Source organism: Telluria sp. ZT3P26 (genome assembly GCF_059686035.1).
Map to the genome: position 1 here is coordinate 889095 of NZ_JCASII010000001.1, position 21929 is coordinate 911023.

The 21929-nt window shown below is 65.3% G+C and carries 17 protein-coding genes; 4 read left to right on the forward strand and 13 right to left on the reverse strand.

Going from position 1 to position 21929, the window contains the following annotated elements:
* The first annotated feature begins 327 nt into the window (after positions 1–327).
* Both AC56LN_RS03915 and AC56LN_RS03920 read left to right on the forward strand, forming a co-directional pair.
* Positions 328–882, forward strand: coding sequence for a Rhs element Vgr protein (locus AC56LN_RS03915; RefSeq protein WP_499570042.1), 555 nt, complete (start codon positions 328–330; stop codon positions 880–882).
* Positions 879–1556 (forward strand): penicillin-insensitive murein endopeptidase, encoded by a 678-nt coding sequence (locus AC56LN_RS03920; protein ID WP_499570043.1) that lies wholly within the window; start codon positions 879–881, stop codon positions 1554–1556. Before AC56LN_RS03915 ends, AC56LN_RS03920 begins: the two co-directional genes overlap by 4 nt.
* A 61-nt stretch (positions 1557–1617) precedes the next feature.
* Here the strand turns inward: AC56LN_RS03920 and AC56LN_RS03925 are convergent, their stop codons facing one another.
* The 4 genes from AC56LN_RS03925 to AC56LN_RS03940 are packed head-to-tail and all read right to left on the reverse strand — an operon-like array spanning position 1618 to position 5881.
* The gene (locus tag AC56LN_RS03925; protein ID WP_499570044.1) at positions 1618–2694 is read right to left on the reverse strand and encodes a porin; all 1077 of its coding nucleotides are present in this window, start codon (positions 2692–2694) and stop codon (positions 1618–1620) included.
* 47 nt (positions 2695–2741) lie between these two features.
* On the reverse strand, positions 2742–3044 hold the full coding sequence (locus tag AC56LN_RS03930; protein WP_499570045.1) for an AtuA-related protein: 303 nt from the start codon (positions 3042–3044) through the stop codon (positions 2742–2744).
* A gap of 1 nt (position 3045) precedes the next feature.
* A complete protein-coding gene (locus tag AC56LN_RS03935; RefSeq protein WP_499570046.1) occupies positions 3046–4383 on the reverse strand; it encodes an acyclic terpene utilization AtuA family protein in 1338 nt (445 codons plus the stop codon).
* Positions 4384–4414: 31 nt separating this feature from the next.
* Positions 4415–5881: a CitMHS family transporter gene (locus AC56LN_RS03940; protein WP_499570047.1), complete on the reverse strand. Its 1467-nt coding sequence runs from the start codon at positions 5879–5881 to the stop codon at positions 4415–4417.
* Between AC56LN_RS03940 and AC56LN_RS03945 the strand changes: the two genes are divergently transcribed.
* Positions 5862–6803, forward strand: a complete 942-nt coding sequence (locus AC56LN_RS03945; protein ID WP_499570048.1) for a LysR family transcriptional regulator — start codon at positions 5862–5864, stop codon at positions 6801–6803. The genes AC56LN_RS03940 and AC56LN_RS03945 overlap by 20 nt on opposite strands.
* Positions 6804–6831: 28 nt before the next feature.
* On the opposite strand, the gene AC56LN_RS03950 is transcribed toward AC56LN_RS03945, so the two are convergent.
* From AC56LN_RS03950 to AC56LN_RS03990, 9 genes are all read right to left on the reverse strand, one after another.
* On the reverse strand, positions 6832–8496 hold the full coding sequence (locus AC56LN_RS03950; protein ID WP_499570049.1) for a methyl-accepting chemotaxis protein: 1665 nt from the start codon (positions 8494–8496) through the stop codon (positions 6832–6834).
* Positions 8497–8757: 261 nt separating this feature from the next.
* Positions 8758–10434 carry a methyl-accepting chemotaxis protein gene (locus tag AC56LN_RS03955; RefSeq protein ID WP_499570050.1) on the reverse strand — a complete coding sequence of 559 codons (1677 nt, stop codon included), beginning with the start codon at positions 10432–10434 and terminating at the stop codon, positions 8758–8760.
* A 252-nt stretch (positions 10435–10686) separates the two neighbouring features.
* Complete coding sequence (locus tag AC56LN_RS03960) at positions 10687–11901, reverse strand: dipeptidase (RefSeq protein ID WP_499570051.1); 1215 nt, start codon at positions 11899–11901, stop codon at positions 10687–10689.
* Positions 11898–13475: a serine hydrolase gene (locus tag AC56LN_RS03965; RefSeq protein WP_499570052.1), complete on the reverse strand. Its 1578-nt coding sequence runs from the start codon at positions 13473–13475 to the stop codon at positions 11898–11900. The genes AC56LN_RS03960 and AC56LN_RS03965 overlap by 4 nt, the downstream gene beginning before the upstream one ends.
* The gene (locus AC56LN_RS03970; protein WP_499570053.1) at positions 13472–14506 is read right to left on the reverse strand and encodes an N-acetyltransferase DgcN family protein; all 1035 of its coding nucleotides are present in this window, start codon (positions 14504–14506) and stop codon (positions 13472–13474) included. Before AC56LN_RS03970 ends, AC56LN_RS03965 begins: the two co-directional genes overlap by 4 nt.
* Positions 14506–16731: a TonB-dependent receptor gene (locus tag AC56LN_RS03975; RefSeq protein WP_499570054.1), complete on the reverse strand. Its 2226-nt coding sequence runs from the start codon at positions 16729–16731 to the stop codon at positions 14506–14508. Before AC56LN_RS03975 ends, AC56LN_RS03970 begins: the two co-directional genes overlap by 1 nt.
* A gap of 27 nt (positions 16732–16758) precedes the next feature.
* Positions 16759–18060, reverse strand: a complete 1302-nt coding sequence (locus AC56LN_RS03980; RefSeq protein WP_499570056.1) for a peptide MFS transporter — start codon at positions 18058–18060, stop codon at positions 16759–16761.
* Entirely contained in the window at positions 18057–19070 is a 1014-nt protein-coding gene (locus AC56LN_RS03985) for a dipeptide epimerase (protein WP_499570057.1), read from the reverse strand. Before AC56LN_RS03985 ends, AC56LN_RS03980 begins: the two co-directional genes overlap by 4 nt.
* Complete coding sequence (locus AC56LN_RS03990) at positions 19070–21118, reverse strand: serine hydrolase domain-containing protein (protein WP_499570059.1); 2049 nt, start codon at positions 21116–21118, stop codon at positions 19070–19072. Before AC56LN_RS03990 ends, AC56LN_RS03985 begins: the two co-directional genes overlap by 1 nt.
* A gap of 139 nt (positions 21119–21257) precedes the next feature.
* On the opposite strand from AC56LN_RS03990, the gene AC56LN_RS03995 reads away from it, so the two are divergent.
* Positions 21258–21887 carry a helix-turn-helix domain-containing protein gene (locus AC56LN_RS03995; protein WP_499570060.1) on the forward strand — a complete coding sequence of 210 codons (630 nt, stop codon included), beginning with the start codon at positions 21258–21260 and terminating at the stop codon, positions 21885–21887.
* Positions 21888–21929 lie beyond the last annotated feature (42 nt).

The window sequence follows — 21929 nt, forward strand, 5'->3', positions numbered from 1 at the left end:
GACCTTTGGCTGTGTTAGCATGGGTTTAAGGTACGAAGCTCAGATGCTTACGCCTTCTATCGCCCCAGCTACAACCTTTTTTGAGTCCAATGTATTAATCCATGGCCAAGGAATGATGCTCCTCCTCTTGATTTCAGTTCACCGATGTTGCCGGGACATCAAGGACTTTCTGTAGCCGGATAGAAGCCAAGCTCCGGACAGGTAAATCGCGCGATAGCGCACTGGGGCTTGGTAGTGTTGCTCTTAAAAAGCCGTGCAAAAGGTATTCAGTAAACTAAGTTAAGCTTACCAAGACTCTGAACCTTGCAAAGCTAATCGATGGATGCCATGCCACTTCGCCGCCTGCATTCGCAACGCTCGCGCCCCCTCACCGCAATCGAAATCGCTATGGCTTCGTTGCTTTTCAGCGACGCCATCGATTATGCCCGTGTGCGGATCCACAACCGCCGCTACATGCCGTTCCAGCCACGGAACTGCTGCATGACGCCGAATGGCAGCATGTATTTTCACCATTCCTGTTTTCTCCCCGACTATGCGCGCGGCGATCCGCCCGCGATCCACTGGTTCATGCACGAGATGGTGCACGTCTGGCAGCATCAGCTCGGGTATCCGGTGCGGCTGCGCGGCGCGTTCCGGATCGGGCTATCTTATGGCTACACGCTGACCGACGATTCGACGCTGGAGGACTTCAATATGGAAGCGCAGGGCGATTTGCTGGCGGATTATTTCGTGCTCAAGCACTTGCGCCGGCCGGAAGCGATGCGGCAGCAGCGCTACCGCGACAGCCTGCCGTTGTACGAGAAGGTACTGGCGCTGTTCCTGGCCGATCCTGTCAGCCACGCGAGTCTGCCCCGTGGGCCGGCGCGCTGGCTGGCTGCATGATGCGCAAACTTTCCATGGGTGCGGCACTAGCTGCCGCCTTCCTGTGCGCGCCCGCGCTGGCCAGCACCTGCTTTGGCAGCAGCGGGAGCGGGCGCATCGAAGGCGCAGTCCCTTTGCCGCTCGCGGGCGCCAACTTCGCCGCCTACTCGAAACTTGGTCTTAAGCTTGGCCGAACTTACGTGCATGCACAGGTGAGGGATGTGGTTCTGGACGCGTATTCGGCACTGTCCCGCAGCACGCCGGACGTGCAGTACGTCTACGGCGAGACCGGCCTGCGCACCGGCGGCCCGATGCCGCCCCATCGCACGCACGAAAACGGAACTTCGGTTGACTTCATGGTGCCGGTGCGCGGCCGGGATGGTCGGCCGACGTCGTTGCCACGCACCGCGCACAACCACTATGGGTACGATCTGGAATTCGACGAAGCCGGCAAGCTTGCCGACTTGCGCATCGACTTCGCTGCCATTGCCGCACACCTGGCGCAGCTGGATGTGGACGCGCGGCGCCATGGATTCAGTATTGCGCGCGTCATTCTGGAGCCGGCCTATATCCCGCGCGTACTCGCCACACCTGCAGGCCAGCGTATCAAGTCGCTGCCGTTCATGAAGACGAAGCCCTGGGTTCGGCACGACGAGCATTATCACGTCGATTTCGCGGTCAAGTGCGCCAAGTAGATCGACGGCGGCAGCTACCGTTGCCAGTTGCGCCATCGAACCGCTCGCCAGCCTGCCTCGCTCAGAACGTATGACGCAACCCGATATTGAAAGCCCGGTCACCCGAACCGGTCTCGGCATTGTTACCCACCGTATAGCCAGCCCCATTCCTGTTGTCGATCATGCCGTACGAGGTATACGCACTGGTCCGCTTGGACAGCGCGTGCACGTAGCCCACCGCATACTGGGCGGCGTCCTGGTTCGGCGCAGTCTTGTCGTTCTTGCGGATGTACGAGGTCATGATGGTGCCGGCCGGGCCGACCGGGATGGTGACACCGACCAGCGTGTCGTCGCCGCGCAGGCTTGGTCTGAACACCTTGCCGTAGGGGAGTGGCGTGGCATTGTTCAGTGGCGCGCTGTTGAGCCCTTTGTCGTTGCTGTAGGCGAAGAAGACCTTGACCACCTTGAAGTCGACATTGGCCACGAACAGCGTGTTGCGACCGCTGTCGGTGCCGGTGAGGGTGGCGCTGTCGTTGTTGCGATGGTTGTGTGCCAGCCGGGCGTTGACCGGCCCCTTGGCGTAGTTGATGCTGACGTTGTACTGGCTGCCGGCGTCGCTGTCGCCGGCGGTCTCGCCCAGCGAGTACAGCAGTCCTGCGCTGAAGCCATTCTTCACGGGCGTCGTGTAGATGATCGAATTGTTCGCGCGCAGATTGGCGCCCGCGACCGGGAACAGGTTCTTGGCACTGCCCGACAGGCCGCTGCCGAACGGATCGCCGACCTGACCGAGGGCATTGTAGGTCAGCGTGTACTGGCGCCCGACCGTCAGACTGCCGGCGTCCTTGCTGGCCAGTCCCACGAAAGACTGGCGGTTGAAGGCCTGGCCGGACGAGGCCAGCGCGCCGGTGTCGATCGAGATCCCGGCCTCGAGCACGAACAGCGCCGAGACGCCGGCGCCCAGTTCTTCCGATCCCTTGAACCCGAGGCGCGAGGCGGATGCGACGCCGCTGCTGACTTTGGTGACGTTGCCGGCCGCGCCGCCGCGTTCGGACACGACGCCGGCATCAGCGATGCCATAGATCGTGATATTGGATTGGGCCGTGGCTGCGCCGCTGGCAGCAAGAAGCATGACGATCGGAATCGCCGGTGATAGTTTCATGTTTGTCTCCGTGTGTTTTTATGGGGTACAGCGTGGTGGCATGCGACTCAGTCGAGTTCCATGTCGAGCAGCATCGAGCTGAGCGATTTGCCATGCGCGTCCAGGGCCAGCGAGCGCGTCACGCCGCCGCCCAGCGCCTGCTGCATGACGAAATTCATGGCGCCCAGTTGCGGCAGCAGGTAGCGGGTCACGTCGCCATGCACGATGCCGGCGAAATGCAGGCGCACCCGTTCGGCGGTGACGTGCTGTTCCAGCAGTGCGTAATCGGCCGCGTGAAACGCGATCAGGGACAGGTTGGAAATGTCGCCCTTGTCGCCGGCGCGCGAATGCGCGATGTCGCGAAGTTTCATGTCAGGTTTCCTCGAAATGGATCACTGGGCTGACCTGCGCAGCAGGCAGCAGCGTGGAGCGGATCGCGATCACTTCGCGCGCCGATCGGGTGGCGCCGCCGCCGCCCGCCGGCCCGCAGGTGTACAGGGTTTCGACTTCATTGCCGATGCGGATCGCTTGCTGCAGGCTGTCGGTGCGGCCGATGACGCGCAGCCGCACCTCGCGCGGTTCGGCGTCGCCTGGTTCGTGACGGTCGCCATGCAGCGCGTTCACGCCGATCAGGTCATAGCGCACTTCAGTCAGCGCGACGCCCGTGAGCGCGAACCGTTCGGCGACGATCGCCTGCGCCAGTCGGGCGCGCGCCAGTGCGCCGGGTCCCGCGTACGAGATCTGGCCCTCGCCGATGTAGCTGTCGATGTAACCGATCGAGACTTTCAGCATGCCGCTGCACGGATGGCCGCTGGCGCCCTGCAGGCTGACGCGGTCCGGTGCGCATTCGGTCATCGTCACCGCCGAGAAATCGGCAACGACATCCGGCGTCTGGTACGCGGCCGGATCGTGGATTTCGTACAGCAGCTGCTCGGTGCAGGTGGCGCGGGTCACGTAGCCGCCCGAACCGGCCACCTTGGTGATCTCGACGCTGCCGTCCGCGCCGATCACGGCAAGCGGGAAACCCAGCCGCGCCAGGCTTGGTACGTCCTTGACGCCGGGATCGGCGAAGTAGCCGCCGCAAACCTGGCCGGCGCATTCGAGCAGGTGGCCGGCCAGCGTGCCCTGGCCCAGGCGCTGCCAGTCGTCCATCGCCCAGCCGAAGGCGTGGATGGCCGGCGCGAGCACCAGCGCCGGGTCGGCGATACGGCCGGTGATGACGATGTCGGCGCCTTGCGCCAGCGCGTCGACCAGCGGCTGCGCGCCCAGATAGGCGTTGGCCGACAGCAGGCGGCTGCCCAATGCCGCCACCGGTTCACCGGTGTCGTCGAGGTAGTCGCCCTGGCGCAGCTGTTCGAGCACGTCGTCGCCCGTGATGGCGGCGATCTTCAGGTGGCCAAGGCCGAGCGAGACGGCGATCTCCCTGGTTTTGGCAGCTGCTGCGAGCGGGTTTGCCGCGCCCATGTTCGTGATGATCTTGATCCCCCTGGCGGCGCAGGGCGTCAGCACTGCCAGCATGCGCGCTTCGAGCAGCGGGTCGTAACCGAGCGCCGGATCCTTCATCCGGGCCTGCTGGGCCAGGGCGATGGTGCGTTCGGCCAGGCATTCGAACACGAGGTAATCGAGGTCGCCATGCTCGGCCAGTTCGAGCGCCGGTTCGATGCGGTCGCCCGAATAGCCGGCGCCGCAGCCGATGCGTAGGGTTTTCATGGTGCAGTCCTTGAAATGGTGAAAAGGTTCGTCAGAACGGGAACAGCCCGATCAGCGCGGCGACGCAGGTCATGAATACCGTGGTGGCGAACAGGTAGGGAATCGTGAAGCGCTGGTGTTCTCCCAGGTCGATGCCCACCAGGCCGACCAGCAGGAACGTTGCCGGTGTCAGCGGGCTGACGGCAAAGCCGGTCGTCATCTGGCCGAGCAGCGCGGCCTGTGCCAGTTGCACCTGCGGCACGCCGAGGGCATTGCCGGCCTCGGCCAGTACCGGCAGTACGCCGAAATAGAACGAATCCGGATCGAACACCAAACTGAGCGGCATGGACACCAGGCCGGTGACGAACGGCAGGTGGCTCGCCAGGCTGACCGGGATACTGGCCGCGAGCACCTGGGCCATCGCGGTCAGCATGCCGCTGCCTTTCATGATGCCGGTGAAAACACCGGCGGCAAACAGGATGCTCGCCATCATCAGGGCCGCCTTGGCGTGCGCATCGACGCGGGCGCGCTGCTCGGCGACATCCGGGTAGTTCATCATCAGGGCCAGCACGGTGCCGAACATGAAGCAGGCGACCGGATTGAGCACATTGCTGATCATCGTTGCCAGCACGATGACCACCAGCAGCAGGTTGGGAATGAAGCGCCCGGGCCGGCGCAGTTTTTGTTGCGCCTCGTCGATCTCGGGCACGTGATGGCTCCCCATGCTGCCAGCGGCGCCGGCAAGCGTGGCACCGGTCAGGCCGAGGCGCCGCTGTTCCCGCACGCCCATCATCCAGGCACAGGCAAACACGAACAGCATGCCGGCGATCTGCACCGGCACCATTGGCAGGTACAGCTCGGTCATCGGGATATGCAGCGCGGCCGACGCGCGCAGGGTCGGGCCGCCCCATGGCAGCGCATTGGCCACACCGGCCGACATCGCCACGATGCAGGCCAGGATGCGCTTGTCCATCTTCAGCTTGATATACAGCGGCAGCATCGCTGGCACGGTGACGAGAAACGTCACCGCGCCAGAACCGTCGAGGTGGACGATCGCCGCCAGCACGGCGGTGCCAAGGGTGATGCGGGCAGGGTGGGTGCCAACGATTTTCAGGATGCGGTTGACGATCGGGTCGAGCATCCCGGCGTCGGTCAGGATGCCGAAGAACAGGATGGCAAACAGCAGCATGCCCGCCACCGGTGCGATCGCCTTGATGCCGTCGGTGATGAAGGTGCCGATCTCGAGGCCGAAGCCGCCGATCAGCGCAGTCAGTGCAGGGATCGCGATCAGCGCGACCAGGGCGGACATCTTCTTGCCGAGGATGACAAACAGCAGCGCGAAAATCGTGACGAAGCCAAGCAGGGCCAGCATTGAAGTCTCCAATATAGTCAGTGTGCTGATCGATGCAGCACTTGGGCCAATCTTGGGTGCAGAGCTTTTTCTTGTAAAATGGATTTTTCCGATTGATTGTGCGATTTTTTGGGTTAATGGGCGGACGATGCTACCGAATATCTCCACCAGGCAGTTGCAGGCGTTTCTCGCGCTGGATCAGTACCGCCACTTCACGAAGGCGGCCGAGCATTGCCATCTGTCGCAATCGGCGTTCAGTGCCGTGATCCAGAAACTCGAGGCGAACGTCGGCGCGAAGCTGGTCCAGCGCGACACGCGCAACGTGACCTTGACGACCGAGGGGGAATTGTTCGTGGAAGTGGCGCGCGCCCTGCTGTCGGATCTGGACGCTGCATTTACCGACATGGGTGACTTCATCGCGCGGCGCAAGGGCCGCGTGGCGCTGGCCGTGCTGCCTTCGCTGGCCGCCAATGGCGTGCCGGAGGTGCTCGCAGAATACAAGGCAGCCTATCCCGGCATCACGGTCCAGTTGTTCGATGCCTTGTCGGATCAGTGCCTTCAGCTACTGCGGCAGGGAAAGGTCGATCTTGCACTGACGGCGCCCGGCGCCAATCTGGCCGAGTTCGACACCCGCACCTTGTGCAGCGATCCGTTCTTTTTCGTCTGCCGGCGCGACCATCCGCTGGCGCACAAGCGCAAGATCAGCATGACTGACCTGGTGGGCTGCGAACTGATCCACCTTGCGCCGTCGACCAGCGTACGGCAGCATGTCGACCGGCTCACGCACGGGCTGGCGGTCCGGCATTCCGGCCTGGAGGTCGAGCACCTGGCCACCGTCGCCGCGCTGATCGGACACGGGCTGGGTGTCAGCCTGGTACCCGAATTGACACTGTTCCAGTTCCGCAGTCTCGATCTGGTCGCCATTGCGCTCGATACCGAAGCCGTGGTGCGCCCGATCCTGATCGTGCAGCGCAAGGACCGCGACCTGACCCACGCCGCGCAGGCGATGCTCGACATGATCGAAGCGCGGCTGTCGACCGGCGCCCGGCAGCGCACTGCGGCGCCGGCTGCCGCCCGGCTGGCGCTGTAGCGCGCCTCGGCCCGGCAGTGACGCGTTGTCAGGCAACGGCTTCCTGGCCGACCTTGCCAGTCCGTGCCTGCACCTTTGCCCGCAGCGCCAGCGAGCGTTTGGGGGCAGGTGCGCGCGTGGCGGCGGCAATCGCCTCGCCGCTGCCGTCGCCTACATTGAACACGCTGACCAGCTGCGCCAGCGTGGTCGCCTGTTCCTGCAGCGCCGCTGATGCTGCCGCCGCTTCTTCGACGAGCGCGGCGTTCTGCTGCGTCACACCATCCATCTGCGTGATCGCCTCATTGACCTGCTCGATGCCCGTGCTCTGCTCGGCGCTGGCCGAGGCGATCTCGGCCATGATGTCGGTCACGCGCCCGATCCCCTGGACGATTTCCTGCATCGTCGCGCCGGCTTCACCGACCAGGCGTTCGCCGGCATCGACCTTCTGGACCGAGTCACTGATCAGGCCGCGAATCTCTTTTGCTGCGGCGGCCGAGCGCTGCGCGAGGTTGCGCACTTCGCTGGCCACGACCGCGAAGCCGCGGCCCTGCTCACCGGCGCGCGCTGCTTCGACGGCCGCATTCAGGGCCAGGATATTCGTCTGGAAGGCAATGCCGTCGATGACGGCGATGATGTCGCCGATCTTCTTCGATGAGGCATTGATCGATGCCATCGTCGAGACCACCTGCGACACCACCTGGCCGCCGTGCGCCGCGATCTGGGATGCGTTCTTGGCCAGCACATTCGCCTCGCGCGCATTGTCGGCATTCTGGCGCACGGTGCTGGTGAGCTCTTCCATCGACGAGGCGGTTTCTTCGAGCGAGCCGGCCTGCTGCTCGGTGCGCGACGACAGATCCATATTGCCCGACGAAATCTGGCGCGATGCGGTGACGATGTGTTCCGTTCCGGCACGCACTTCGGTCACGGTCTTGCGTAGGCTCGTGCTCATTGTCTTGAGGGCATCGAGCAAGTCGCCGACTTCATCGCGCGATTCGGTGCGGATTTCGGTTGTCAGGTCGCCGGCCGCAACCTGGCGCGCCAGGGCCACGGCGCGCCTGAGCGGCGTGGTGATGCTGCGCGTCAGCATCAATCCCAGCACGATACTGACCACCAGCGCGATCAGCGCCAGCACGATCAGCGAGCGTCGTGCCGATTGGTCAAGCACCTCGATCTGATCATTGGCAGCTGTAAACAGCACCTGCTGGAAGGCCGCGACTTTATTCACGCTCTCGGTGTAGGCCAGCATCTCCGGCATCACCTTTTGTTCAAAATAGGCCGGGACCTGCGGATTGTCAGGCCCCAGTTCCCGCTTGAGCTTGTAAGCGGCATTGCGCGCGTCGATGTAGGCGGTGCGGCGCGTCGCCACGGCGGCGATCAATGCCTTGCCTTCGTCGCTTTTGATGCGCGATTCCAGTTCGTCCTGGACCTTGCTCACGTTGGCGCTGACCGCCTTCATTTCCTGCTCGTGGTATTTCTCGTCGGCAGGCGAGGTGCTCTTGAACCGCGCGATGGTGCTGACCCGGTTGACCGCCACGCCCTGGCGCCATTGCGTGGCCAGCATGAATTTTTCAGAGGCCTCCGACATCTCTGTCTTCGCAGTCGAAATCTGCAAGAGTTGCCATAGTGCGATGCCTGCCATGAGCGCCATGAGGCCGACGATGATGGCGAGTGTTGCACCCAGACGGGTGCCGATCTTGAGGTCCTTGATGTTCATTTCTATTCCATTTCTGACAATAGGTGAGACGATCGAGGGTGCCTTCAGATGATTTTACTTACGGGCAACCCTCAGGAGCAGAATAATCCCGGATCGTGCTGTATTTACAGGGGTAAATGAAAAATTTGCGTGGGGTGTTGCTTAACGTAAACGAAATAATGTGTGAACATCACCTTTCGCAGGGAGTGCGCACAATAACGTTGCCAACATATATATTTTTGTGCCACAACGGGCCAGGGCGGCCCGCTGCGGCAGACGTCATCAGGCGATGGCGTTTTCTTCATCCTCGACCCGCTCGACACTGGCGCGGGCCGGCGTGGTGCTGCGTACCGCCAGTGAACGCCCGGCCATTGCCGGTTGCGCAGCCTGGCGTGCGCTACCCGGCCTGCCATGGCCGACATTGAACACACTGACCAATTGCGCCAGCGTCGTCGCCTGTTCCTGCAGCGATGCGGCGGCGGCCGCTGCTTCTTCCACCAGCGCCGCGTTCTGCTGGGTGACGCCATCCATCTGCGTGATCGCTTCGTTGACCTGCTCGATGCCCGTGGTCTGCTCGGCGCTGGCCATGGCGATGTCGCCCATGATGTCGGTCACGCGCCCGATGCCCTGCACGATTTCCTGCATCGTCACACCGGCTTCATCGACCAGGCGGCCACCGGCATCGACCTTGGCGACCGAGTCGCTGATCAGGCCGCGGATTTCCTTGGCCGCGGCGGCCGAGCGCTGTGCGAGGTTGCGCACTTCGCTCGCCACCACCGCAAAGCCGCGCCCCTGCTCACCGGCGCGCGCTGCTTCGACTGCCGCATTCAGGGCCAGGATGTTGGTCTGGAATGCGATACCGTCGATGACGGCGATGATGTCGCCGATCTTCTTCGACGACGCATTGATCGACGCCATCGTGGACACCACCTGCGACACGACGTCACCGCCATGTGCCGCGATCTGCGACGCATTCTTGGCCAGCACATTGGCCTGGCGCGCATTGTCGGCATTCTGGCGCACGGTGCTGGTCAGCTCTTCCATCGACGATGCGGTCTCTTCGAGCGAGCTGGCCTGCTGTTCGGTGCGCGACGACAGGTCGAGATTGCCCGAGGCGATCTGCTGCGATGCGGTGACGATGGTCTCGGTGCCGGCGCGCACTTCGGTGACGGTCTTGAGCAGGTTGTCGTTCATGGTCTTGAGTGCCAGCACCAGGTCGCCCACTTCGTCGCGCGACTCGGCGCGGATATCGGCCGTCAGGTCGCCCGAGGCCACCTGGCGGGCCAGGCCGACTGCGTGCGCCAGCGGGCGCGTGATGCTGCGCGTGAGCAGCCAGCCGCAGGCCGCGCCGATTGCCAGCGCCGCGATGCCCAGGCCGATCAGGATGCGTGTTGCCGACACGACGGTCGCATCGATGCTGTTGTCCGCATTGTTGAACAATTGCTCCTGGAACGTCGCGAGTTTCTCGATGGTGCCGACATAAATGCGCATTTCGGGGATCACCCTGGTCTCGAAGAACGCCTTGACCTCGGCGTTGTCGGCGCCAAGCGCGCTTTTCATCTTGAAACCCTCGTTGCGCATGACAGAATACTTGGCGCGCTCAGTGGCAATGTCCGCCAGCAGTGCCTTGCCCTGTTCACTCTGGACCAGCGATTCGAGCTCTTTCTGCAGCTTGCCGGCCCTGTCGCTGATGACTTTCATCTGCGCGTCGTGGTACTTCTCGTCGACCGGATCGATGCTCTTGTACTTGGCAACGGTGCTGACGCTGTTGGTCACGGTGCCCTGGCTCCACTCCTTGGCCAGCTTGGCGCGGTAGGACGTTTGCGCCATGGTCTGCTTGGCGTCGGCGATCCGCTCGAGCTGCCAGAGGGCGACGCCCAGCATCAGGACCATCAGGGCGAGTACGGCAGCAAACGCACCGCCAAGGCGTGCGCCGATTTTCAGATCGTTGATTTTCATAGTATCCGTTCAGGTAGCAATTGATGCCCCGGCAACCTGGTGAAGCCGGGGCGTGCATCGTGCCGGGAGCGCAAGTGCACAGCGGCAAGCGTAAACGCGGCCAGCCTGAATGGACATCAAAAAATCCGGTAATAACGATAAATGTTGCTCTAGATAAACAAATTGATAGTTGGTTGGCATTGCCCGATAACAATTGCATATCTGAGTTATCAGGAAATCAATTCCTGCGCATGGATCACGTATAACACCAGGCTATGGGCCGAATTGACGTGCTTGCTGCGCTGCCTTCGCCGCCGCATCCATCACGCGCAGCAGATTGCCGCTCCACAGCTTGGCCAGATCCGTGTCCGACATCCCGCCAGCCTTCAGCCGCGCGGTGATGCGCGGCAGGGACGACACATCGGCCAGCCCGGGAAACCCGCCACCGCCGTCGAAGTCCGCGCCCATGCACACGTGATCGATGCCCGCGACGTCGATCAGATGCTGTAGCGAGGCCATGTACTGGTCGAAGCTCGTGTTCCACATCGGTGTGTCCGCTTCGAGCGCAAGCCACTCCTTGCCCAGCGCCGTCTGCTGCGCCGGCGTCATGTCGCCGATCTGGTCGATCTGGTCGAACAGCTCGCCCCGTCGTGGACCCAGGCGCATGTCGCCCAGGTAGATCGTCGATGCGCAGACCGCGCCGCCGGCCGCAGCGATGCGGCGGATGCGCGCATCGTCCAGGTTGCGCGGATGGTCGAAGCTTGTGCGCGAACTCGTGTGCGACAGCAGCAGCGGGGCGCGCGACAGGTCCAGCAACTGATCAACGACAGCGTCGGACGCATGGCTCGCATCGATCACCATGCCGAGCCGGTTCATCTCGGCTACCCAGTCGCGGCCCAGGGGACTCAGGCCATTCCAGCGCGGCTTGTCAGTCGACGAATCGGCAAACTGGTTGTTCAGGCTGTGGACGACGCCCACCAGGCGCACGCCCTGGCGCTGGAATTCCGCCAGCGCAGCCACGCTCTCGCCCAGCGGATAGCTGTTCTCGATGCTCTTGAACGCCACCAGCTTGCCGGCCGCGTCGAGGCGGCGTGCGTCGTGCGCGCTGGTGGCCATGCCGATCCGGTCCGGATAGCGCGCGAGCGTGGCGTCGATCAGCGCGGAGCGCGCCAGTGCATGGCGGCGCGCGGCGGCGAAACCGTCCGCCGTCAGCGGTCCCTGCTCGGTGTAGATCACGAAGAAGCCGCCATCCAGGCTGCCGTCGGCCATGCGGGGCAGGTCGAGTTGCGCGAGCTCGGTGGCCGGATCGTGGCGCGCACCGAAGTCCCAGCCGGCGCGGCCGAAATGCACTGGCGTGTCGAGGTGCGCGTCGAGTGTCAGCAGCGAGCGGTGCGTCGGATCCATTGGATTCGGCGTCGGCGCCGGTGTGGCGCAGCCGGCCAGCAGGGCGCAGGCCAGTGTCATGGTGGACGTCATGGTGCGGTTCATTCGGGCGCCTTGATCGGGGTGAAGTTCAGGTCCGCGTAATCCCAGCTGAAATCGGCAATGGGCGAGACCGGCTTGAGGCTGATGCGTTCGACCTTGCCGTCCTTGTCGAATGCGAAGCTCAGGTACGCAGGCTCGATGGTCTCGTCGTCGAAGCGCGCGATCCACGTATCGTACTGCCAGTGTACGAGCGGGCCTGCCATGCGCGGCGTCGAGCCGAAATCGACCCGCAGACCATTCTTCGTTGCCGCGATGGTGATCTTGCCGTACCACGGGTCGGCATACGTCCCGGCCAGCGCAGCCTGCGCCACCGAAGGCGTCGAGCGCACCGGTTTCGCGGCGCTGCTTTTGAGCAGCGCGAGGCCCTCGGCAATCTTGTTCGCCTTGTAGGTCTCGAACGTGGCCGGCCAGTCGGCATTCGGCTTGGCCAGGTAATGGTCGGCCAGTTCGTACATCAGGCCCCGCACCAGCTCACCGTCTTCGCTGTTGATCGCAATCGCGAAGCCCACCTTCTGCTCGGGCAGCATCACGACGGCCGTGCCGAAGCCCAGCACCGCGCCGCCATGCCAGACCATGCGCGCGCCGCGGTAGTCCACCAGGTCCCAGCCGAGGCCATAGTTGGCGAAGGTCGATTCAATGAGCTTCAGTTCCGGCGGCATCTCGTCGAGCGGCACGGTCATCGACGGCGCCCACATCTGCGCGTGCGTGGCCTTGCTGAAGACACGCTTGCCATCCGGCGCCACGCCGCCGGCCAGCTGCGTGTGCAGCCACGCGGCCAGGTCGTTGGCGCTGCTGGCCACGCCGCCGGCGGGCGCCGCGTTGCGGCCCAGGTCATCGCGTTCGTCCAGGCGCACCTGGGTGCCGGCGCCACGCAGCCCGCCGTCCATCCGCGCGTGCGGGAAGGCGCGGTTGGCGGTGGCGAAGTTGTCGACGTTGTCGGTGGTGGACAGCCGCATGCCGCTCGGGCGCAGCACGTGCTCGCGCGCGTAGGCTTCCCACGGCTGGCCGCTCACCTGCTCGATCAGCTGGCCCGCCACGACATACATCAGGTTTGAATACGCGTAGATGCTGCGAAAGCTGGTGGCCGGCTTCAGGTAGCGCACGCGGCGCACGGTCTCGGCGCGCGACAGGTTCGTGCGCGGCACGAACAGCAGGTCGCCCGCGCCGTAGCCCAGGCCAGCGCGGTGCGTCAGCAGGTCGCGGATCGTGAGTTCGCGCGTGACCCATGGGTCGTACATCTGGAAGGCGGGCAGGTGGTCGGTCACCTTGTCGTCCCACGTGAGCTTGCCGGCATCGACCAGCGTGGCCAGTGCGGCCGCCGTCATTGCCTTGGTGGTCGAGCCGATCGGGAACAGCGTATCGCCGTCAACGGGCGCCGGCGCGCCCAGCTGGCGCACGCCGAATCCGCGCGCCAGCGTCGTCTTGCCGTCTTCGACGATGGCAATCGCCAGGCCCGGCGTGCCGACGCGCTGGCGCAGCGTCTCGACGCGGGCCTCGAAGCCCGCCGGTGGCGCGGCCAGCGCGGGGAAGCTGGCAAGCGCCAGCATCAGGGAAGGAGCGAGACGAGAACAGTTCATGGCATCTCCAGGCAAGCGTCGAGCAGGCGCTCGAAATGGGCACCGCCGCGCATCGGGTCGGCAACAGGGTACGGCAAATGGCGGGCATGCGCCTCGATGGCAGCCTGCGCGGCCAGTGCGTCCATGCTGCCGGTATTGAGCGCGACGCCGATGCAGCGGATCGCCGGACTGGTCACGCGTCCGAGCACGATCGTCTGTTCGATGACGGTCTCGATCGACGGCAGTGGCGAACCCGGATACCCAAGCTGGTGACTGCGCGCCGGGTCGTGGCACACCACGAACATGTCGGGCTGGCTGCCATGCAGCAGGCCGAGCGAGACACCGGCAAATGCGGGATGAAACAGCGAGCCCTGGCCCTCGATCACGTCGATGTGCCCGGGCGCTGCCGCTGGGCTCAGCATCTCGGCGGCGCCGGCCACGAAGTCCGACACCACGGCGTCGATCGGCATGCCGCTGCCGGCGATCATGATGCCAGTCTGGCCGGTGGCGCGAAAGGTCACGTCCAGGCCGCGCGCGGCGAGGCCGCGACTGAGCGCGAGCGCCGTGTATTTTTTGCCCAGTGCGCAGTCGGTGCCGACCGTGAGGATACGCCGCCCCGGGCGCGGCCGGCCGCTGGCGATGGGGATGTCGGCGGGTGGCGTGCGCACGTCGATCAGGCGCCGGCCGTGGCGCGCCGCGGCGGCCTTCAGCACGTCGATCTGGTCGAGGCGCACGTGCATGCCCGAGACGATGTCCAGACCCGCCGCCAGCGACTCGGCCAGCGCCGGCACCCAGCTCGTGGGGATCGTGCCGCCCGGCGCCGCCACGCCAATGACGATGGCGGTGGCGCCCTGCGCCGCAGCCTCCCAGGCTGACAGCGCGGGCAGGCCGGTGGTCACCGTGGCGCCGGGCAGGCGCAGTTCGCCCACGCAGCGTTCGCCCGCCCAATCGCGCAGTCCGAAGGCGGTCTTGGCGAAGCCGGGTTCGGTCACGTCGCCAAGAAACAGCAGGCAGCGGTCAACGGCGCGTGCGTCGTTCGATACGGGCGCCATCAATACTCCCTGGTCAGCGTGAAGCCGAGCGTGCGCGGTGCGATCACGCCGGTGCCGAGCGCACCATTCGGATAGACGAAGCCGCCGTTGGCCAGCAAGGATGCGGTAGACGTCCTGCCGTCGCTGTTGCCCAGGTTCTTGCCGAACAGTTCGACCGTCCAGGTCCCCAATTCGACGCCCGCATGGGCATCGAACACGTTGTACGACGGGATCTCGCGCTGGCGGCCGTTGGCCGTGCGGTAGTCGAAATCGAACGACGCGAACTGCCCCGCGATGCGGCGCACCGACACGCCGGCGTAGGCGGGCGTGGTGTCGCGGATCGTCCAGCGATAGTCGGCCAGCAGCGCGGCCGTGTATTTCGGCGAGAAGGGCAGGCGGTCGCCCTTGAAGCCGCCCACCAGCGGATCGGTCGCGCCATCGAGGCGCGCCTTGTTCCAGGCCCCGTTGGCCGACAGCCGCAAGCCCCGCATCGGGCGCAAGCCCGCGCTGATCTCGATGCCGTCGGCAGTGGCGCCGGCGCCGTTGGTGTTCACGCCAAACCCGTTGACCACCGCCAGCAGCTGGATGTCCTTCCATTTGATGTGGAAGGCCGACAGGTCGAGAGACCACATGCCGTCGACCGTCTGGGTCTTGATGCCGGCCTCGTAGCTCATCACGCTGTCCGAATCATAGGTGGCGGGCGTGCCGGGTCCGGGATTGGGCGGCAGCACGTTCGGCCCGCCGGGCCGGAAACCCTTGGCCGCGCGCGCATACACGGCGCTGCGTTCGCTGAACTTTCGTTTGAGTGCCACGGCATAGGTAAATACGCCTTCGGACGAATCGGCGCGGTTGTCGGCCGGGCCGCCGGCCAGGGCGCCGTCGCCAATCTGGCGGGCATCCTGCCTGTTATGGCTATAGCGCCCACCGACATCGAGGTCGTACACCGGCGTCAGGTGGATGGTCGAGTTGGCAAACGCGGCCACCTCGCGGTAGTTCGAGCGCAGGCGGATGTCGGCCAGCAGCGGCAGGCCGGTTGCCGGCGTCATCGAGCCCGGCGCCACGGCGTTGTAGCGCTGCGCGATGGCGCCTTCTTCGTCGGTGTAGTACAGGCCGGCCAGCCAGTCGAACCTTTTGCCGGCGTTGGAACTCAGGCGCAGCTCCTGGGTAAATTTTTTCACTTCGGTTTCCTGGCCCAGGTAAAGCTCATTGGGCACACCGAACACCTCTTCGACCAGTGCGCTCAGGTTGAAGCTGACGTCTTCGCGCGCGAACTGCTTTTGCGTGCTGTAGCTGGTGGACGAGGTCAGGCTGGCTGCGCCGAGGTTCCAGTTGGCGGTGCCGTTGAAGACACGGTAGTGGATGTCGCGCCTGTGCGGAATGAACTGCGACTGCGTCGGGCGGCCATACAGCGTCTCGAGCGTGTCCGGGTCGCTCTCCACGGTGCCGGGTGCATCGGTGGCGATGTTCTGCGTCACGGCGCTCAGGCGCAGGTCGAATGTGGTACTCGGCTTGTACAGGAGCGACGCGCGGCCCCCGTAGTTGCGCGCGCCATTGATATTACGCTCGATGTCCGAGCCGGCGGTGCCGATCGAGTCGATGAAGCCCGGTTCCTTCTGGTACGAGCCGGACATGCGCAGCACCACCGTGTCGCTGATTGGCGTGTTGACCACCAGGTTCGAGCGGTACGCCACCTTGCCGCCGTCGACGGTGGCTGCGCCCAGCCGTGCGCGCAGTGCGAAGCCGTTCAGGTCCGGCGCATTGGTCACGAACTTGACCAGGCCACCGAGCGCGCTGGCGCCGTACAGCGCGCCCTGCGGTCCGCGCAGCACCTCGATGCGGGCCAGATCGAAGGTGTCGAAGTCGCCCGCCAGGATTGCGCCATTGGCCAGGCCGCTGCTGGAACCGAACGGCGTTTCATCGAGGTAGACCGCGACGGTGGACGCCACGCCGCCCGTGTCCAGCCCGCGCAGCACCAGCCGGCCTTCGCCGGGCGTGCTTTGCACCAGCTGCAGGCTGGGCACGAGTTTGAGGTAATCGGCAAAGCCGGTGGCCTGGTGTTTGTCGAGCGTGTCGCCACCCACCACCGACATCGACTGCGGCACATCCACCATCGTCTGCGCGCGCTTTTGCGCTGTCACGACCACTTGCTGGACGTCGTCCTGCGGCGTGGCCTGGTCTGCGGCGAAGGCACTCGATATGGCCAGCGCCATGGAAGTCACTGCGATACGGCCTGCTACTGTTGCCATGTGAATCTCTCCCGGTAGTCGTTGTAATTAGCGTGCGGATGGTTCGGACGTGATTGCATGGCGCCGCTCCGCCGCCTGCATCGGCGGGTGCAGGCACCACAGCAGGCCGGCGGCGATCGCCGACAGCAGCGCCAGAAGGGCGAAGAACGCGCCAGGGGCGAAGCGGCTCCACAGGCTGCCCACGAGGCCGGCCGCCAGGCTGCCGGCGAAGGTGACGAGGAACCACGCCGCCACCGTCGTGCTGCCCAGATGGCGCGGCGCCAGGCGGGCAAACAGGCCCAGGCCGGTCGGCAGGATGAACAGCTCGCCGATCGTCAGCACCAGGAAGAACAACACGAGCCAGATCCAGCCCGTAACCTGGCCATTGGCGGTCCAGCCCACCGCTGCCAGCAGCAGATACGCCAGCGCCACGATCAGCGCGCCGGCCGCCATGCGGCGCAGCGGTGCCTGATCGATGCCGGCCGCCGCCCGGCGGTGCCAGTAGGCCAGCAGGGGCGGCGTGAGCAGCATCACGAACAGCGGATTGAGCGACTGGAACCAGGTCATCGGAATCAGAAACCCCCCGGCCGCACGATCGACGCCGCTGCCGGCCCACAGCGCGACCGTGTTGCCGACCTGTTCGTAGGCGGCGCGAAACACCGTGACGGCCAGGCCGATCCCGATCAGCACCAGGATCGTTTCGCGGCCCAGGCCACGCGGTGCGTCGGTTGTCACGGTGGACCTGGCGGGCGCCGTCTCGGGCGGCAGGTGGCGCGCGCCGCTGATATAGATGACAAGGCCCAGCAGCATGCCGATGCCGGCCAGGCCGAAGCCGTAGTGCCAGCCATACAGCTCGCCCACCGTGCCGCAGAGTAGCGGCGCCAGGAAGCCGCCGATATTGATCCCGACGTAATACACATTGAAGGCCCAGCCACGGCGCGCGTCACCACGCGCATACAGGTCGCCGACCTGGCTTGGCAGCGTGGGCAGGAACAGGCCGTTGCCCAGTGCGATGGTGGCCAGCGCAATGTAGAACAGGGCGTCGAAGGTCATCATGAAGTGCCCGGCCGCCATGACCGAGGCGCCGATGATGATGGCGCGCCGCTTGCCCAGGACGCGGTCGGCCAGCATGCCGCCGAGGATCGGCGTGAAGTAGGCGGCGGCCGTGTAGGCGCCGTAGATGAACGATGCATGGGCCTGGCTGAACAGCAGCTCCCTGGTCATGAAGTAGACCAGCAGCGCGCGCATGCCGTAGTACGAGAACTGTTCCCACATATTCGTCAGGAACAGCACGGTCAGGCCGCGCGGATGGCCGAACCACGTGGCCTGGGCCGGCATCGTGGCGGTCATGCCGTGGCCTTCGCCGCGCCGCCGCCCCAGACGTCGGGACCGGCCCAGACATTGCCGGCGAAGTACTCGACGCCCGGGCGGCGGTCGGCGGCCAGGAAGATCGGGCCGTCCAGGTCGACGATGTCGCATTCCTGGCCCAGCACGAAGCTGGGTGCCATCGCCAGGCTCGAGCCGCCCATATTGCCGACCATGACCTGCAGGCCCAGGCGCCGCGCTTCCCGCGCCATCAACAGGCCCTCGGTCAGGCCGCCGCATTTGTCGAGCTTGATGTTGACGATGTCGTAGCGCCCGACGCTGGCGGCAATGTCGTCCAGCGACTGGATACTTTCATCGCCTGCCAGCGGAATCGGCGAGCGCAGGCCTTCCAGATCGGCTTCCTGGCCGCGCGCCAGCGGCTGTTCGAGCAGCGCCACGTCCTGTTCCACGAGGCCGGCAATGAGCGCATCGAGCTGGCCCGGCGTGAATCCCTGATTGCCGTCGACGCCCAGCCAGACCTCGGGCCGCGCGGCGCGGATCGCCGCCACGCGCGCCAGGTCGAGTGCCAGGTCGCCCGTCAGCTTGATCTTGATCGAGCGTGCCTGCGCGTGGCGCTGCGCGGTGGCGGCCATCGCCGATGGCGTGTCGGCGCCCAGAGTGAAGGTGGTGCGCAGTGGTCGTGGCGCCGTCTTGCCGGCCAGCTGCCAGACCGGCACGCCGGCGCGCGCCGCCTCCAGCTCCCACAGCGCGCAATCGACGGCATTGCGCGCGCCGCCGGGCGGCAGGATCGCGCGCAGTGCGTCGCGCGTCGGCCCGGCGGCAATCGCGGCGCTGGCGCCCTCGAGCTGCGCCAGCATGTGCGGCACGTCGTCGCCCAGGTAATACACGCCACCGCCTTCGCCGCGTCCGCTGTGGCGGCCATCGCGGAGCGTCACGACGATGACGTTGAAGGCATCGAACAGATAGCCGGAGATGCGAAACGGCGTGGTCAACGGCAGCTTCTCGACGGCGATCGCCACGGTAAGGCGGGCCATCAGTAAGACACCGTCATGGACAGCAGGCCGAAGCGCAGGCAGACATAGGCGATCAGCAGTGCGGAGGCCAGGAACAGCACGCTCCACACGCGGCGCAGGCGACCCTGGCCAGGTGCAAACGCCAGTTGCAGATTGCGCGCGCCGGCCAGCAGCGCCGCCACGAAGGCCAGCAGGCCGCCGATCTGCAGGAGCCACAGCCACGGGTCGAGCGAGGCGGTGGCGTATTTGAGGCTGATATCGAACACCGACACGATGCCGACCCAGCCCGCCAGTACTGCCAGGCAGGCCGCAGCCGCGATGCGCGTGGCGAGCGCCGCCTTGCGCGCCGGGCCGGTCAATGCATGCTGCAGCTTGAAGCGGCGGCGCACGATCCAGCCGGCCGGCATGGCCAGCACCGCAAACACGAACACGGCCAGCGCCACGTACAGCGCGGGCAGCAGCCAGGCGCCGTTCTTTCCGGCCGGGACGGGTTCCATGACCATGAACGGCGACATGAAGTCCATGCTCCAGCGGACCACGCGATCGTTGACCACCTGCGCCGCGAGACGGTCTTCGCCGTTGCGGTCGCGCCAGACGAAAGGCGCGATCTCGACCCATTCGCGGGGCCGGCCATTGGTCCCCACCATGGCCGGTATGACGAGCGCACCCTTGTCGTCGACGGCCACCTTGACCTGGCCGAGCAGATCGAAGATGGCGAAGAAGCTGGTTTCGGCGCGGCGGCTGCTTTCCCACGAGCCGGTCATCATCTGCGCGTGCTGCGCGGCGAGTTTCGCGTCGACGCGGCCATCGGGCGCCAGGGTGGAGGGGAGGTAGCGGTCCGAGAAATCCTGGAATACAGCGCTGCGCAGCGGGTTGGAGGCGCCTTCGCGCCCGCCGCTGTTGACCGACAGGTACAGGCCGACGCCGTCGTCCATGTACAGGTGCAGCGATGTGTGGAACGCTTCGGTGTCGCCCAGGTGGGCGATCACGTCGCGGCCATTGACGTTGGTTTCGAAAAAGCCCAGTTCCATGCGGTTCAGCGGTGGCAGCAGGGATGCGGGGTTGACCTTGTCCAGCGAACTGCTGTGCATTGCGTTGGCAGTGGCCTCGGACAGGATGCGCGCGCCGTTGAACTGGCCTTTCTGCAGGTGCGCGATCATGAAGTTGGCCATGTCGGTGCCGCTGGCCGACAGGCCGCCGGCGGGCGCCGAGTTGACGACTTCGAAGCCCAGCGACGGCTCGCCTGGCTTGCTGTAGCCGGTGGCCACCAGCGGCGCCAGTGCGGGCGGCAGCGGCTGGCGGAAGCTCGCGGTGCGCATGTTCAGTGGTGCAAAGATGCGCTGCTCCACATAATCGTCGAACGACATGCCGGCGATGCGCCCGACGATGTAGCCGGCCAGCGAGGTGGCGTAGTTGGAGTAGGCGGGCGTGGTGCCGGCATCAAAGATGCGCGCCGGGACGCGCTCCTTGAGCAGTTCGCCGAGCGGGCGGATATCCGCCTTGTCGTAGACGATCAGGTACTTCACCGACTCTTCGAAGCCGGCCGTGTGGGTCATGATCTGGCGCATCGTGACGGGTTTGCCGGCACGCGGGGCGATCCTGAAATCGAGGTACCCGTTGATGTCGGCATCCAGATCGAGCTTGCCCTGTTCGACCAGTTGCATGACGGCGGTCCAGGTCACGAGCTTGGAGACCGAGCCGGGACGAAACAGCGTGCGCTCCGGATCGACCGGCGTGCGCTTGTCGACGTCGGCGTAACCGAAGCCGCGCGCGGTCAGGATCTGGCCATCCTTGACGACGACGACAACCGCGCCGGGGATGTCGCTCTTGTTCAGCGCGAACGGCATGTAGCCATCGAGCCAGGCGTCGACGTCCGTCTTGTCGAGCGCGTGGCCGTTGCCGGCGCGCGGCGCCGCAACGAGCGTTGGCGGCGGTCCTTTTGGCGCGGTAGCAGCCGGCTTCGTGGCGGCAGGCGAGGGCGGCACGGCCGGGGCCTGGGGCGCCTGCTGCGCGGCGGCGCCGGCACTCCAGCAGACAATGCTCATCAAGACCATCTTCAGAAATTTCATCAAGGCTCCCGTGTTCGTGCGGTTGTTTGCGGTCGATCGGGTCAGCCTATAAAATAAAGCTTGATCCGAGTTATATTTCTCTGATTGGAGAAATATCTACTCAATTAGAAACCATGTCAACACTTTATGAATGCCGTCCATGACCTCTGAATCCCCGACCCTTGGCGTGTTGATCCGCAGCCTGCGCAGCCGCAAGGGGTGGACGCTGAAAGAAATGAGCGTCAACAGCGGCATCCCGGTGTCCACGCTGTCAAAGGTGGAACACGGCCAGCTGACGCTCAGCTACGACAAGCTGTATCAGTTGAGCCAAAAGCTCGGCATGCGCATGTCGGAGCTGTTTGCCGAAGACGACAAAGGCGCGGACACACCGGTAACGGCGCGGCGCAGCATCGGCGACCTGGCCAGCGCGGTGCGGGTGGAAACGCCCAACTACGACTATCACTACCTGTGCGCGGAGCTGCGCCGCAAACGCATGATTCCCGTCATCGCGCGCATCCGCGCCAAGTCGGTCAAGCAGTTCGGGCAACTCGTGCATCACTCGGGCGAAGAATTCACGTACGTGCTCAAGGGCGCAGTCGTGCTGCACAGCGAATTTTATGATCCGGTGGTGCTCAGGGAAGGGCAGTCGATCTACTTCGACTCGAGCATGGGGCACGCGTACCTGGCGCCGGAAGGGTGCGACGAGGCCGAGGTGCTGACCGTGATGTCGAGCGAGGATGAAGAGCAGATGCAGGCGATCATGTCGTCGCACACGCAGTCAGGAACCTGAGTCTGGTTTTACCGCGCCCTGTCTACGGTGCAGGGCGGGGTG

What these genes read in the sequence shown, in the direction of transcription:
- AC56LN_RS03935 (WP_499570046.1), bottom strand. Translation starts at nt 4,383, where the DNA reads ATGAAAACCCTACGCATCGGCTGCGGCGCCGGCTATTCGGGCGACCGC.
- AC56LN_RS03985 (WP_499570057.1), bottom strand. Translation starts at nt 19,070, where the DNA reads ATGGCCCGCCTTACCGTGGCGATCGCCGTCGAGAAGCTGCCGTTGACC.
- AC56LN_RS03930 (WP_499570045.1), bottom strand. Translation starts at nt 3,044, where the DNA reads ATGAAACTTCGCGACATCGCGCATTCGCGCGCCGGCGACAAGGGCGAC.
- AC56LN_RS03950 (WP_499570049.1), bottom strand. Translation starts at nt 8,496, where the DNA reads ATGAACATCAAGGACCTCAAGATCGGCACCCGTCTGGGTGCAACACTC.
- AC56LN_RS03955 (WP_499570050.1), bottom strand. Translation starts at nt 10,434, where the DNA reads ATGAAAATCAACGATCTGAAAATCGGCGCACGCCTTGGCGGTGCGTTT.
- AC56LN_RS03975 (WP_499570054.1), bottom strand. Translation starts at nt 16,731, where the DNA reads ATGGCAACAGTAGCAGGCCGTATCGCAGTGACTTCCATGGCGCTGGCC.
- AC56LN_RS03960 (WP_499570051.1), bottom strand. Translation starts at nt 11,901, where the DNA reads ATGAACCGCACCATGACGTCCACCATGACACTGGCCTGCGCCCTGCTG.
- AC56LN_RS03980 (WP_499570056.1), bottom strand. Translation starts at nt 18,060, where the DNA reads ATGACCGCCACGATGCCGGCCCAGGCCACGTGGTTCGGCCATCCGCGC.
- AC56LN_RS03915 (WP_499570042.1), top strand. Translation starts at nt 328, where the DNA reads ATGCCACTTCGCCGCCTGCATTCGCAACGCTCGCGCCCCCTCACCGCA.
- AC56LN_RS03945 (WP_499570048.1), top strand. Translation starts at nt 5,862, where the DNA reads ATGCTACCGAATATCTCCACCAGGCAGTTGCAGGCGTTTCTCGCGCTG.
- AC56LN_RS03920 (WP_499570043.1), top strand. Translation starts at nt 879, where the DNA reads ATGATGCGCAAACTTTCCATGGGTGCGGCACTAGCTGCCGCCTTCCTG.
- AC56LN_RS03990 (WP_499570059.1), bottom strand. Translation starts at nt 21,118, where the DNA reads ATGAAATTTCTGAAGATGGTCTTGATGAGCATTGTCTGCTGGAGTGCC.
- AC56LN_RS03995 (WP_499570060.1), top strand. Translation starts at nt 21,258, where the DNA reads ATGACCTCTGAATCCCCGACCCTTGGCGTGTTGATCCGCAGCCTGCGC.
- AC56LN_RS03965 (WP_499570052.1), bottom strand. Translation starts at nt 13,475, where the DNA reads ATGAACTGTTCTCGTCTCGCTCCTTCCCTGATGCTGGCGCTTGCCAGC.
- AC56LN_RS03925 (WP_499570044.1), bottom strand. Translation starts at nt 2,694, where the DNA reads ATGAAACTATCACCGGCGATTCCGATCGTCATGCTTCTTGCTGCCAGC.
- AC56LN_RS03970 (WP_499570053.1), bottom strand. Translation starts at nt 14,506, where the DNA reads ATGGCGCCCGTATCGAACGACGCACGCGCCGTTGACCGCTGCCTGCTG.